Source organism: Actinomycetospora sp. C-140, assembly GCF_054796175.1.
This window is the reverse complement of the sequence record NZ_JBTWNF010000019.1, coordinates 95331-108864: the sequence shown is the minus strand read 5'-3', so window position 1 is coordinate 108864 and position 13534 is coordinate 95331. Positions and strand designations below refer to the sequence as shown.

The window sequence follows — 13534 nt, the reverse complement described above, 5'->3', positions numbered from 1 at the left end:
GGCTCTCGTCGGCCCTAGCGTCCCGGTGCATGACAGAGGCACCTGTCCAGGAGCGCGCACCGGTCGAGGGCGACTGCCCGCGGTGCGGCGCCGCCGAGCTCCGCCGCTACCCGGTCAATTCCGAGGGCGGCTGGTTCGACGTCGTGAAGTGCCAGTGCTGCCTGTGCTCGGTGAGCCGCGAACACGGACCGCGTCTCGGACCCATCCAGCTGCTGTCCGACCTGATCTAGGAGGGGCCCGATGATCGCAGTCGACGTGGGCGGCACGTTCACGGACGTGGTCGCCCTGCGGGACGGGCGGATCGAGACGGCGAAGGTCTCGACCGACTACACCGACGTGGCCGCGCCGGTGCTCGAGGGGGCCGCGCTGTTGGGGGTCGGCGACGCGCCCGTGTTCAACCACGCGAGCACCCACGGGCTGAACGCCGTCATCACCCGCAACCTCCCGAAGATCGGCTTCCTGGCCACCGAGGGGCACCGCGACATCCTCGACATGGGCCGGGTCTGGCGGCCGGCCGAGGCGATCCTGGACCCGGGCTGGCGGCGCAGCTTCGGCGACGCCTCCCGTCCACTCGTGCCGCGCTACCTGCGCCGCGGGATTCGCGAGCGCGTGACGGCCGACGGCGGTGTGCTCTTCGACCTCGACGAGGACCAGGCCCGCGCCGAGCTCGAGGTGCTGCGCCGCTGCGGGGTCGTCGGCGTCGCGATCTGCCTGATCAACGCCTACGTGGACCACACCCACGAGGAGCGCCTGCGCGAGCTGGTGCGCGAGGTCCTCGGTGACGTCCCGTGCTCGATCTCCAGCGAGGTCTCGCCGCTGGCCAAGGAGTACACGCGGGCGTCGACGACGGTCGTCGACGCCCTGATGAAGATCATCTACTCGGACTACGCGGCCACACTCGAGAAGGGTCTGACCGATCTGGGCTTCGCCGGGCGGCTGCACTTCGCGGACTGCGCCGCGACCCTCGTCCCGGCGCACCGCGCCATGGAGCAGCCGTTCCGGATCGTGTTCTCCGGGCCGGCGGCCGGCACCGTCGCGAGCGCCCACTTCGGCTCCCTGATCGGGGAGACCGACCTGCTGTGCGCCGACGTCGGGGGCACGTCCTGCGACATCAGCGTCGTCACCGCGGGCGAGCCGTTCGTCAACACGACCTTCGAGCTCGAGCACGACCTCGTGGTCAACGCCCTCGCCAACGACGTCACGGCGATCGGGGCGGGCGGGGGCAGCGTCGTCTCGATCGGGCGCAACGGCGAGGTCCAGGTCGGTCCCCACAGCGCGGGCTCGACGCCCGGCCCGGCCTGCTACGACCGCGGGGGCACCGCACCGACCACCACCGACACCTGCCTGATGATCGGCCTCATCGACCCCGGCGGCTTCGCCGGCGGGCGCCTCACCCTGCGGCCGGAGCTCGCGCAGCAGGCTTTCGAGGGCCTCGACTGCGAGCTCACGCTCGCCCAGCGCGTGCGCCACGCCTACGAGATGGCCGTGCACACCATCGCCGAGGGCGTCGTCAACGTCGCGATCAAGAACGGCGTCGACCCCCGGGACTACTCCCTCATCGCCTACGGCGCGGCGGGCCCGATGCTGCTGCCCGCCGCGATGGACGAGGTGCACTGCAAGCAGGTGATCGTCCCGCCGAACCCGGGCCTGTTCTCCGCGTTGGGCCTGCTCTCGACCGACCAGGTGTTCACCCTCAACCGCAGCGCCTACATGATCCTCGGCCCCGAGGTCGCGCCCCGGATCGACGAACTCTTCGCCGAGATGGAGCAGCAGGTGCGCGAGCGGCTCGAGTCCGGCGCGACCGTGCGCCTCGAGCGCAGCTTCGACGGCCACCTCATGGGGCAGAGCTGGGACACCCCGATCGTGCCCGTGCCCGACGGCACCATCGACGCGGACGCGGTCGCCACGATGATCGCGTCCTTCCACACGACCTACGAGGAGCGCTCGCGCAACCGCTTCGACATGGTGCCGGTCGAAGGCGTCACCTTCCGGGTCCGCGCGATGATCGAGACGCCGAAGGTCGACTACCCCGAGCTGCCCGCCCGGGCGGCGGGCGAGGACCTGGCCCCGGCCCGGACCGCCACCCTGCGGTTCCTCACCGACACCGACCAGCAGGCCCCGGTCTACCGACGCACCGACCTGCGGGCGGGCGACGAGCTGGACGGTCCCGCGGTCATCGACGAGGGGCTCTCCACGACCCACGTGGGTGCGGACCAGCACCTGACCGTCGGCCGCCACGGCGAGCTCGTGATCACCAGGAGCGCACGATGACCCGCATCCGCGAGATGTCCGACGAGGACTTCGAGGCGACCTACCACGCTGACCGCTTCACAGCCTCGGTGATCCGCAACCGGCTCAAGTACGCCGTGGAGCACATGTCGACGGCGTTCCTGCGCGAAGCGTTCTCGCCGATCATCCGGGACTGGTACGACTTCGCGTGCACCATCAGTGGCCCGCCCGAGCAGGACTACCGGATGGCCGTGGTCAGCAACAGCCTGACGGTCTTCCTCGGCTCGATGCCCGACGCGGTGCGCAACGCGGTCGAGGAGTACGGGGCGGAGAACCTCGGGCCCGGCGACGTCCTGATCTGCAACGACCCGAACCGCGGCGGCCGGCACGTCAACGACGTGCTGTTCACGCGGCCCGTGTTCGTCGACGGGGAGATCGTCGCGTTCGTCAACATCTGCGCCCACCAGCTCGACATGGGCGGCACCGTGCCCGGCGGCTTCTCGGCGACCAAGGCCAACGTCTACGAGAACGGTCTGGTGATCCCGCCGATCCTGATGTGGCGCGGCGACGAGCCGGTGCGGTCGACGTTCAGCCTGATCTTCGACAACTCGCGCTTCGGGGCGATGCTGCTGCCGGACTTCAAGAGCATGCACCAGCAGCTGCAGCTCGGGGAGCGGCTCGTCCGGGAGAACATCGAACGCTACGGCCGCGACGCGGTACTGGGCACGCTCGTCTACGCCTGCGACACCTCGGCGGACCGGATGCGCGACGCGCTCGCCGCCGTCCCCGACGGCGACTACCACGGGAGCGCGACGCTGGACGCCGACGGCCTCGACGCCTCGCGCTCCTACACCGTCGAGGTCACCCTCCGGAAGCGCGGCGAGGACATCGAGGCCGACCTCTCCGGCACCTCCGGGCAGGCCCGCACCTGCATCAACTGCGGGATCACCGACGCGAAGACCGCGCTCGGCGTGGCCCTGACGATGTTGCTCGATCCCGAGATCCCGTTCACCTCCGGAACCTGGCGCCACGTCGACCTCGTGGCCCCGCCGGGCACGCTGGTGACCGCCCTGCCGCCCGAGGGCGCGCCGATGATGTTCTGGGAGGCGTCGGGGACGCTCATCGCCGCCGTCTTCCGGGCGCTGAACCCCGTGCTCGGCGAGAACGCCGTGGGCGGGGACTACGGCTCGACCAACACGCACAACGCCAGCGGGCTGCGCGCCGACGGGTCGTTCTGGACCAGCGCCACGCAGTGCGGCGGCGAGCACGGGCCCTGGGGCGCGACCCGCGACGGCGACGGCGACAGCTACACCGTGCTGTTCAACCTCAACAACCTCGACCCGGCGACCGAGACCATCGAGCACGACTCGCCGGTGGTCGTGCTGCGCAAGGAGCACGCGATCGACACGGGAGGCCCGGGCCGCCACCGCGGCGGCGCGGCCAACCTCAAGGACAGCCTCTGGCTGACCGACGCCGAGCAGTACCTCTCGCCGTTCCGCACCAAGGAGCCCAGCGGCGTCGGCGCGAACGACGGCCGGCCCGGCCCCAACGGGGCCATGTGGATCTTCCCGCCGCACGGGGAGCGCACCGGCCTGGTCGGGACCGGCGACGACGTCTACGCCGGCAGCACCCCGGTGGCCGGCGTGCTGGACCCGGCGACCAAGGCGCTCGACCCCGAGCACGGGACCTACCACCACTTCGGCGGCGAGAAGGCCTGGCGGACCACGGCCGGCTCGGTGCTGCGCTGTCTGACCAACGGCGGCGGTGGCTGGGGCACCCCCTTCACCCGCGACCCGCAGAAGGTGCTCGCCGACGTCCGCGACGAGTACGTCAGCGTCGAGGGGGCCGCGCGCGACTACGGCGTGGTCGTCGTCGGCGACCCGCACTTCGACCCCGAGAACCTGCGCATCGACGAGGCCGCGACGGCCGCGCTGCGCAGCGCCTGAGAGGAACCCATGCCCCCTACGTTCACCGAGCGCAACCTCTTCTTCGCGTGGAGCACCTACACCGGCGACTACGAGACCTACGCGCACTGGTACGACGTCGAGCACATCCCGCAGGTCATGGACACCACCGGGATGGTCGGCGCCCAACGGTTCCTGCTCGGGGACACGAAGAACCTGCCCGGCGTCGTCCCCGTCGACCTCGGCCACCTCGCCCTCTACGAGATCGAGGGCAGCTCCGCGGGTTTCCGCGAGGAGGTCAAGCAGATGCTGATGTCCGGCGCGATGGTGCTGCCGGACTTCATGAACCAGCCCTTCGACGCCCTGTTCCTGGCGCCCGTGAGCGAGCCGCAGTACGGGGCGAGCTGGGACAAGGCGGACGACTCCACTGCCCTCGACGACCGGCACCTGTTCTTCGCGTGGTGCAAACCTGCCGCCGACGCCGTGGCCGACGGGACGTTCGCCCGCTGGTACGACGGCGAGCACATCCCGCAGATCCTCGGCGCGACCGGAATGCTGCGCGCCCAGAGGTTCGAGTCCTCGCCGGTCAAGCCGCTACCCGGTGTCCGCGTCCCCGACCTCGGGCACCTCGCCCTCTACGAGATCGCCGGCGACCCGTCGGCGTTCCGCGAGGAGATCAAGCAGATGCTGATCTCCGGCGAGATGTCGATCCCGGACTTCATGAACCCGCCGTTCAGCTCGATGTTCATGAGGCCGGCGAGCCCGTTCCACGCGGCCACCTGAATGATCGACGTGCCGCACGCGGACGACATCCTCGTCGGGAGCCGGTGGCAACCGGCCACCGGCGAGCCCTACGCGGTGATCTCGCCCGCCACCGAGCAGCCGGTCGCCGAGGTGACACTGCCCTCGGAGAAGGACGCCGAGGCCGCCCTTGCAGCGGCGGACACCGTCGGTCGCGCGTCGTGGAGCCGGCTGCCGGTCGCCGAGCGCGTCGCGGCGGTCGGGCGGTTCTGTGCGGCGATGGAGGGCCGGCTCGACGAGATCGGCGAGCTCTGGGCGTCCGAGGCGGGCATGCCCGTGCGGTACAGCCGCACGCTGCACCGGTTCGGCGCCGTCGGATCGTGGACCGCCACGCTGGAGTGCGCGGCCGACGCGCTGCGCGACGACGTCCGCCCATCGCCGCTGGGCGAGACCCTCGTCCGCCGCGAGCCGGCCGGGGTCGTCGGGGCGGTGATGGCGTTCAACGGCCCACTGGTCACCGTCGCGACGAAGGTCGTGCCGGCACTGCTCGCCGGGTGCCCGGTGGTCGTCAAGGCGGCGCCGGAGTCGCAGCTGGTCCTGCGCGTGGTCGCCGCGTGCGCGGAGACCCTGCCCGAGGGCGCGCTGTCGATCCTCTGCGGCGGCGCCGACCTGGGGCGGGCGATCACCGCCGACCCCCGCGTGGACATGGTCAGCCTCACCGGCGGGCGCACCGCAGCCCTGGAGATCGTCGACGCCACGAAAGCCCGCTTCGCCCGCACCCACCTCGAGCTGGGCGGCAAGTCGCCAGCGCTGGTCCTCGACGACGCACCGCTGGACGCGGTGCTCAAGTCCCTGGTCCCCGGCGCCACCGGGGGCGCCGGCCAGGTGTGCGCGCTGCTCTCCCGCGTCCTCGTCTCCGAGCGGCGAGCCGACGAGCTTGTCGGGCGTCTGCGCGAGGCGTGGCAGGGGCTGCGCGTCGGCGACCCCCTCGACCCCGGCACGCGCATCGGGCCGATGCTGAACGCCGCGGGCGTCGCACGCGCTGCCGGTTTCGTCGACCGGGCCCGGGTCGCGGGAGGCCGGATCGAGGTGGGCGGCCGGGAGCCCGACGGGGCGGGCTTCTTCTACGAGCCGACCCTCGTCACGGGCCTCGACCGCGACGCCGACCTCGCGCAGCACGAGGTGTTCGGGCCGGTCACGGTCGTCCAAACCTTCACCGACCTCGACGATGGGGTCCGGCTGGCCGGCGACACGAGCTACGGGCTGGCCGCGACCGTCTACACGACCGACCGCGACGTCGCGCTCGACGTCGCGTCCCGCATCGAGGCCGGGTCGGTCGCGATCAACACCTTCGGGCCGACCGTCACGGCGCCGTTCGGGGGCCGGAAGGGCTCCGGCTGGGGACGCGAGTGCGGACCTGAAGGCATCCAGGAGTTCACCGAGCTCAAGCAGATCGTCCTCGGACCAGGAGTGTGACGTGGTGACGCAGCGACGCAGGAAACCCGAGCTCGCCCTTGTGACGGGCGCGGCCGGGGGACTCGGCTCGGCGACGACCCGGCGGCTGGTCGAGGACGGCGCGAAGGTCGTCGTCACCGACATCGACGCCGACGGGCTCGCGGCGCTGGCCGACGAGACCGGGGCGCTCGCGCTGCCGGCCGACGGGACCGACCGCGAGGCGGTGCGCGCGGTGGTGGCGGACGCCGTCGCTCGGCTCGGCGGGCTGGACACGGTGGTGGCCGCCCAGGGCGCCGCGATCGCCGGGACGGCCGCCCCGAAGCACGCCGACGCCTACGAGCGCGCCCTGGACGTGAACCTGCACGGCACCTACCACCTGGCCGGTGAGGTGCTCCCGCACCTCGTCGACGCGCAGGGCTCCCTGGTGCTGGTCGCGTCCACCGCCGGCCTGATCGCCGGCCCGCCCGGGACCGTGGGCTACACCGCCGCGAAGGCGGCGATCATCGGCGTCACGCGGTGGCTCGCCCGCGACTACGGGCCGAAGGGCGTCCGGGTCAACGCGGTGTGCCCGGGGTGGATCCGCACGCCGCTGGGGGAGGGGGCCATGAGCTACCTGTCGCAGCGCGAGGGGATCGGCCTGGAGGAGGCCTACGCGCTCATGGCGGCGCACGTGCCGCTGCGCCGGGTCGCCGAGCCGGAGGAGATCGCCTCCTGCTGCGCCTTCCTGGCCTCGGGCGACGCCTCCATGGTCACCGGTCACGTGCTCGTCGCGGACGGGGGCGGTGCCGTCGTCGACGCCTCGACCATCGCTCTCGACTGACGGGGCCGCGCGGATGAGCGAGGAGATCCTCCTGGGCCGGGCGGCTAAGGGTGTCGCCACCCTCACGCTCTCGCGGCCCGAGCGCCTCAACGCGCTGGACGGCCCGACGGTGGCGCGCCTGCGCGCTGCGATCGACGGGCTGGAGTCGGAGTGGCCGGCGACCCGGGTCGTCGTGCTGTCCGGTGCGGGGTCGTCGTTCTGTGCCGGCGCCGACCTGCGGTGGGTCGAGTCCGAGGTCCTGGGGGACGAGGCGGCGATGGCGGCGTTCCTCGACGACCTGGGCGGACTGCTCCGCCGCCTGGAGGCTTCTCCGCTCGTCGTCGTGGCCGCGGTGCACGGTCACGCCGTGGCCGGGGGCTTGGAGATGCTGTTGGCGTGCGACGTCGTGCTCGTCGCCGAGGGCGCCCGCGTGGGCGACGAGCACATCCGGCGCAACCTGGTCCCGGGGGCCGGAGGCACCCAGCGCCTTCCCCGCAAGGTCGGCCGGTCCCGAGGGCTCTACGCCCTGCTCACCGGGCGTCGGCTGACCGGTGCCGAGGCGGTCGACTGGGGGATCGCGCACGAGCTCGTCGCCGATGGCGAGCTCCTGGACACCGCGCTGGCCCGGGCGGCGGAGATCGCCGGGCGCGACGGGCACGCGCTGCGCGCCACCAAGGCGCTGGTGCGGCGGGGCACGGAGCTTCCGCTCTCCGAGGCCCTGCTGCTCGAGCTATACGAGCTGCGGCGCTACCGCGACATCTCCGGGGCGCTGGACCGCGGCGTCACCGGGTTTGCGCGCCCGGACCGGGACTAGGGCGTGCCCGCCAGGAACGCCTCGAGGATGGGCGCGGCCTTCTCTGGCTCGTCGAACAGCACCATGTGGCCCGCACCGGGAACGACCTCCGTCGTCGCGTGGCGCAGGCGCCACGCCATGAGCCGCGCGTTGGCCACGCGCACGACCGGATCGTCCTGACCGTGGAGGACCAGCGTCCGATGAGGCAGCGTCGGGAGCCAGCAGAAGCTGGTCCATCCCAGCACGGCGAGCTGCTGGAAGTGGTAGCCCAGACGGCTCGGGGGGTGGCCCTCGCGATCGGCCAGGATCGCTGCGAGGACGTCAGGGTCGCGGGCCGTCCGGCCGCCGGCGAGGATGGGGATCTCGCGGGCGGCGGCCTCCCGGCTCCGGTAGCGACGGGTGGACATCAGCGCGCGCTGGACCGCGAGGCCGGGCGGACGGGCCCAGACACCGCAGATCGTCGCGACGAGTGCCAGCCTGCGGACGAGCGCCGGATGGCGGTGCGCGATCTCCTGTGCCACCACGCCGCCGAGCGAGAACCCGAGCACGTCCGCCCGCTCGACGCCGAGCTCGCGCAGCGCGCCCACGACGTGGTCGGCGATCGCGGGAACCCGGATCGGCAGCGTCGACCGTTCCGAACGTCCGACGCCCGGGCAGTCGACCATGACGACGTCCCGGTCGGGCAGGTGCTCGAGCAGCGGCGTCCACGACTCCATCGAGCCGCCGATCCCGTGAATGAGGACCAGCGGCGGACCGACCGGTCCCGGTCGGCGCCGGGTGTGCAGGCGCAGCCCGCCGCTCACGACGTCCTGTACGAGGTCCATGTGCGCTCCTCGGACTCGGCAGATGCTCGATTTAATCTAGCATCATATATTTTACTGAGAAACCAGACGTTGAAGCTCGGTCGGCGCCTCCCACGGGACGAGGTGGCCGACCCCGGCGAGTTCGACGTGCCGAGCGTGGGGGATGAGCGCGGCGAGCAGTGCGCTGTTGCGCGGCGTGACCACCGGGTCGTCGCGGCCGGCGACCACCGTCGTCGGCCGGTCGATGCCGCGCAGTCGTGCCGGATCGCGCCAGGCGACGATCGCGCGTGCCTGCGCGACCACGCTCGCCGCGGGCGTCCCGCGGCGCAGCAGCTGCTCGGTGAGTTCGTCGACCAGCGCCGCGTCCGGGGCGAAGGAGCGCGAGGACGTGCGGAGGTAGAACCGCGCCAGCATCTCGGCCCGGGTGCGGCGATCGACCCCGAGCCGGCTCCTGGCGACCTGCATCATCGGTCCGTAGAGCCCTGGATACAGCACGGTCGGGACGTGCGCGGGCGCCGGCGGGATGGTCGAGACCAGCACCAGGCGATCGATGCGCCCGGGGTGTCGCAACGCCAGTTCCTGGGCGACGATCCCGCCCATCGAGAGGCCGAGCACCGTCGCGGTCTCCAGGTCCATCCGGTCGAGCCCGGCGGCCACGTCGTCGGCGAGGTCGGCGATCGTGAACGGCACGGCGGCCGCCCTCGACCACCCCGTGCCGCGGGCGTCGAGGCGGATCACGCGGTGGGTCCGCTCCAGTGCGTCCACCCACGCGCGGGGCCACACCAGCCCGCTCGCACCGATGCCGTTGAGCAGGACCAGGGGTGGCCCGTCGCCTCCGACGTGGGCTTGCACCCCGCGTCGCCCCGACCCGGACCCGATCGCTCTCCGCGCGATCTGCTCGGTCCGGATGCCCCATCCGGCGGCGGCGGCGGTGACGGACGCGACGGTTCGGCGCACGCTGCTCCTCCTCGGTCCGCGGCCCTTGACCTGAGCGGCCGCGTACTTCACATTATATACGATTAACGGTGAGGTGGATCACCGCAAGAGGAGACGTCGTGAGCTTCAACTGGGTCCTGGACAGCGCGGTGGAGCCGATCCCGCCCGCCGGGTGGGACAACGTCGCGGTCAGCTTCGACGGACACCACCGGCTCACCTACCGGGAGCTGAGGGACCGGTCCCTGTCCTACGCACGGGCCCTGAGCGAGCTGGGGCTGACGAAGGGCGACCGCCTTGGGCTGATGCTCTACAACGACGCGGAATACCTGCCGCTCTACTTCGCGGCGATGCGCCTCGGCGTGATCGCCGTGCGACTGAACTTCCGGCTGGCCGCGCCGGAGCTGCGGTTCATCCTCTCCGACTCCGGGTGCCGCACGGTGCTGATCCACGCCAGCCTGCTCGACCGGCTCGAGCCCGTCCGGGAGGAGAGCGGCGCGGAGACCGTCGTCGTGCTGCCCGACGGCGACCCGCCGGACCGCGACCTGCCGGAGTGGGCGCTCCCCGTCGAGACGCTGCAGAGGCGATCCCCGCTCGTGGAGGTCCCGGCGATCGCGCCGGACGATCCCATCGCCCTGCTCTACACGTCGGGCACGACCGGCCTGCCGAAGGGTGCGCTCCTGAGCCACGCCAACACCGTCGGCACCGCGACGATGCAGGCACTGAAGTGGCGGTTCTCGGAGCGCACGGTCGCCCTGGTCCCCGGGCCGCTCTACCACGCGGGTGGCTTCGAGGCAGTGACCGCGCCGGCCCTGCTAGCCCACGGCACCGCGGTATGCCTGCGCTCGGGGAGCTTCAGCATCTCCCACCTGCTCGACGTGATCGCCGCCGAGCGGGTCACCGACTGCCTGCTCTTCTCGTTCATGCTGGGCGAGATGCTGCGCTTCGACGACCTCGAGGCGCGGCTGCCCGACTCGCTGGACCACCTGATCATCGGCGGCGACACGATGATGCCGTGGACGGTCGGCGAGGTGCGGCGCCGCATGCCGCACGTGCGGCTGACCCAGGTCTTCGGGCTGACCGAGGGCGGCGCGATCTGCACGACGCTCGACGACGGCGACTTCGACGCCCAGCTGGGCAGCATCGGACGCCCGCTCCCGCTCGCGGAGGCCAGGGTCGTCGACGACACGGGCCGCCCGGCCGGGATCGACGAGGTCGGCGAGATCCTCGTCCGCAACCCGGGGACGTGCGGGGGCTACTGGCAGCGGCCGGACGCCAACCGGGCCACCTTCACCGACGGCTGGTGCCACACCGGTGACCTCGGCCTGGTCAACGCCGACGGCTTCCTGTCGCTGGCGGGCCGGGCGAAGGACATGATCCGGAGCGGCGGCGAGAACGTGTACCCGGCCGAGATCGAGAAGGTGCTGACCGAGCACCCCGGCATCAGCGACGCCGCCGTCGTGGGCGTGCCCGACCCGAAGTACCTCGAGGTCGGCTGCGCGGTCCTGGTGCTGGAACCGGACGTCGACCTGGACGAGGCAGCGCTGCGGTCCTACTGCCGCGAGCGGATGGCGGGCTACAAGGTGCCGAAGTACTTCGCCCGCCAGGACGAGCTGCCGCGCAACGCCTCGGGGAAGGTCCTGAAGTACGTCCTGCGCGAGCAGTACGTCGCCGTCGGCGACCAGCAGCCCGCCCACTGACCGGTGCCGTCGCCGGGTGCGGCGGCCCCTCTCGATCACATCAAAAACATGATATGCCAACAACGACGCGTTCACGCAGGAGGCGCTCATGACGACCCACCCGGACCTGGCCGACCCCGCCTGGGTGGTCGGCATCGACGTGGGGGGCACGTTCACCGACATCATCGGGCTGCACCGCGGGACCGGCGAGGTCCGCGACGGGAAGGTGCTCTCGACCCCTCGCCAGGAGGAGGGCGTGCTGGCGAGCATCGCGGCGATCGGGCTCGGGGCGCGCGAGGTCGCCGAGATCGTCCACGGACACACGGTGGGCATCAACGCCCTGCTCAGCCGGGCCGGCGAGCGGACCGGGCTGATCGCCACGCGCGGGCACCAGGACCTGCTCGACATCGGGCGCATGCACCGCGAGTTCGGTGAACGGTTCTACGACCCGACCTGGCTGCGTCCCCACCAGGAACGCCCGATCGTGCCCCGGGAGCTGCGCTTCGGCGTCCTCGAGCGGATGCGCTACGACGGGTCCGTCCTCGCCCCGCTGGACGAGGACTCGGTGCGCGAGGCCGCCCGCGAGCTGGCCCGGCAGGGCGCGAAGTCGGTCGCGGTGTGCCTGGTGAACTCCTACACCAACGACGAGCACGAGCGGCGCGCCGCCGAGATCGTCGCCGAGGAGATCCCCGGCGCCTACGTCCAGACCTCCGCGCTCTACCCGGTCACCAAGGAGCACGAGCGAACCACCACGGTGGCGCTCGACGCCTACGTCGGCCCCCGGGTCGTCGGCTACCTCGACCGCCTCGAGACCGGTCTGACCGAGCAGGGCTTCGTCGGCACGCTGTGGATCATGATGATGAACGGCGGCGTGGCGACCGTCGCCGACGCCGGCCGCGCACCGGTGTTCCAGCTCGTCTCCGGCCCGGTCGGAGGGGTGAGCGGCAGCATCCGCCTGGCGAACGAGGGCGCGACCCCCAACCTGCTGACCATCGACGTGGGCGGGACCAGCACCGACGTCGCCGCGATCCGCGGTGGCCAGACGCCGCTGACCGACCTGTGGACCCTCGAGACCGGCCTGACGCTGACCATGCCCCTGGTCGACGTGGAGAGCATCGGCTCCGGTGCCGGGAGCCTGATCCGCCCCAACTCCCTGGGCAACGTCGCCGTCGGGCCGGCCTCGGCCGGGTCGGACCCCGGGCCGGTCTGCTACGGCCGCGGCGGGACCGAGCCCACCCTGACCGACGCGTGTGCCGTCCTCGGGGTCCTGCAGCCGGACCTGTTCGCGAATGGGGCCATCGAGCTCGACGTCGAGGCGTCGCGGGCCGCGCTGGAGAAGGCCGGCGACCGGTGGGGGATGTCGGCGACCGAGCTGGCGGCCGCGGCCTACGAGGTGGCCTGCCAGGACATCGCGGCGAAGGTCCGCACGATCTCGGTCTACCGAGGCCTCGACGTGCGCGAGTTCGCGCTGCAGCCGTCGGGTTCGGCCGGCCCCATGCTCGCCGACCGCGTGGCGCAGATCCTCGGCGCTCAGGAGGTGATCGTGCCGCGCAGCCCGGGGCAGTTCTCGGCGCTGGGCCTGCTGCGCACCGACCTCCGGGTCACCCGCGCACAGTCGATCATGGCACCGCTCGACCCGGGCGGCACCGAGGCGATCGAGGCCGCCTTCGCCACCCTGGAGGCCCGGGTCCACGACGAGCTCAAGAGCCAGGGCGCCGACGTCGAGCGGCTGCACTTCGAACGGGCGGTCTTCGCAATGTACCGCGGCCAGACCTGGGACAACCGGATGCCCATCCCGCCCGAGAGCCTCACGGCCGAGCGCGTGCAGGAGCTGGTGCCGGCGTTCCACGCCTTCTACGACGAGCACTACGGCTTCGCCGCACGGGAGATCCCCGTCGTCGTGTCGACCGTCGAGGTGACCGCGGTGATCCCCCGCGAACAGGGCCGCTTCGAGCTCGCCCCCGACGAGGGCGACGCGTTCCTGCGCACGGCGGCGCTCGTCCTGCCCGGAGCCGGCAGCACCACAGCCGCGGCCGACGTGTCGGTGTTCGTGCGGGAACGCCTCGCTCCCCGCGAGCGGGTTGACGGCCCCGCGCTGATCACCGAGAAGTTCGCGACGACGGTCGTCCTGCCCGGGCGCACCGCCCACGTCGACGACGACCTGAACCTGATCATCGAGCCGAAGAGCTGAGGATCCC

The 13534-nt window shown here is 72.4% G+C and carries 11 protein-coding genes; 9 read left to right on the top strand and 2 right to left on the bottom strand.

Annotated elements, in window-relative coordinates:
- The first annotated feature begins 29 nt into the window (after window positions 1-29).
- Genes ACR9E3_RS26410 through ACR9E3_RS26380 form a run of 7 tightly spaced genes read left to right on the top strand, consistent with a single transcriptional unit; the run spans window position 30 to window position 7942 of the window.
- Window positions 30-230 carry a hypothetical protein gene (locus tag ACR9E3_RS26410; RefSeq protein ID WP_460383723.1) on the top strand — a complete coding sequence of 67 codons (201 nt, stop codon included), beginning with the start codon at window positions 30-32 and terminating at the stop codon, window positions 228-230.
- Window positions 231-240: 10 nt separating this feature from the next.
- Window positions 241-2271 carry a hydantoinase/oxoprolinase family protein gene (locus ACR9E3_RS26405; RefSeq protein WP_460383722.1) on the top strand — a complete coding sequence of 677 codons (2031 nt, stop codon included), beginning with the start codon at window positions 241-243 and terminating at the stop codon, window positions 2269-2271.
- Entirely contained in the window at window positions 2268-4175 is a 1908-nt protein-coding gene (locus tag ACR9E3_RS26400) for a hydantoinase B/oxoprolinase family protein (protein ID WP_460383720.1), read from the top strand. Before ACR9E3_RS26405 ends, ACR9E3_RS26400 begins: the two co-directional genes overlap by 4 nt.
- A gap of 9 nt (window positions 4176-4184) precedes the next feature.
- Window positions 4185-4916 carry a hypothetical protein gene (locus tag ACR9E3_RS26395; RefSeq protein ID WP_337718524.1) on the top strand — a complete coding sequence of 244 codons (732 nt, stop codon included), beginning with the start codon at window positions 4185-4187 and terminating at the stop codon, window positions 4914-4916.
- 9 nt (window positions 4917-4925) lie between these two features.
- Window positions 4926-6350 (top strand): aldehyde dehydrogenase family protein, encoded by a 1425-nt coding sequence (locus ACR9E3_RS26390; RefSeq protein WP_460383718.1) that lies wholly within the window; start codon window positions 4926-4928, stop codon window positions 6348-6350.
- Window position 6351: 1 nt separating this feature from the next.
- Window positions 6352-7149 (top strand): SDR family NAD(P)-dependent oxidoreductase, encoded by a 798-nt coding sequence (locus ACR9E3_RS26385; RefSeq protein WP_337718522.1) that lies wholly within the window; start codon window positions 6352-6354, stop codon window positions 7147-7149.
- A 13-nt stretch (window positions 7150-7162) separates the two neighbouring features.
- Window positions 7163-7942 (top strand): enoyl-CoA hydratase/isomerase family protein, encoded by a 780-nt coding sequence (locus tag ACR9E3_RS26380; RefSeq protein ID WP_460383717.1) that lies wholly within the window; start codon window positions 7163-7165, stop codon window positions 7940-7942.
- Here the strand turns inward: ACR9E3_RS26380 and ACR9E3_RS26375 are convergent.
- Together ACR9E3_RS26375 and ACR9E3_RS26370 are read right to left on the bottom strand one after the other, a co-directional pair.
- The gene (locus ACR9E3_RS26375) at window positions 7939-8745 is read right to left on the bottom strand and encodes an alpha/beta fold hydrolase (RefSeq protein WP_460383716.1); all 807 of its coding nucleotides are present in this window, start codon (window positions 8743-8745) and stop codon (window positions 7939-7941) included. The two genes, ACR9E3_RS26380 and ACR9E3_RS26375, sit on opposite strands and share 4 nt — an antisense overlap.
- A 51-nt stretch (window positions 8746-8796) precedes the next feature.
- The gene (locus ACR9E3_RS26370) at window positions 8797-9681 is read right to left on the bottom strand and encodes an alpha/beta fold hydrolase (RefSeq protein WP_460383715.1); all 885 of its coding nucleotides are present in this window, start codon (window positions 9679-9681) and stop codon (window positions 8797-8799) included.
- A gap of 98 nt (window positions 9682-9779) precedes the next feature.
- Between ACR9E3_RS26370 and ACR9E3_RS26365 the strand changes: the two genes are divergently transcribed.
- Together ACR9E3_RS26365 and ACR9E3_RS26360 are read left to right on the top strand one after the other, a co-directional pair.
- Window positions 9780-11357 (top strand): class I adenylate-forming enzyme family protein, encoded by a 1578-nt coding sequence (locus ACR9E3_RS26365; RefSeq protein ID WP_460383714.1) that lies wholly within the window; start codon window positions 9780-9782, stop codon window positions 11355-11357.
- An 88-nt stretch (window positions 11358-11445) separates the two neighbouring features.
- The gene (locus ACR9E3_RS26360) at window positions 11446-13527 is read left to right on the top strand and encodes a hydantoinase/oxoprolinase family protein (RefSeq protein ID WP_460383713.1); all 2082 of its coding nucleotides are present in this window, start codon (window positions 11446-11448) and stop codon (window positions 13525-13527) included.
- The last annotated feature ends 7 nt before the right edge of the window (window positions 13528-13534 follow it).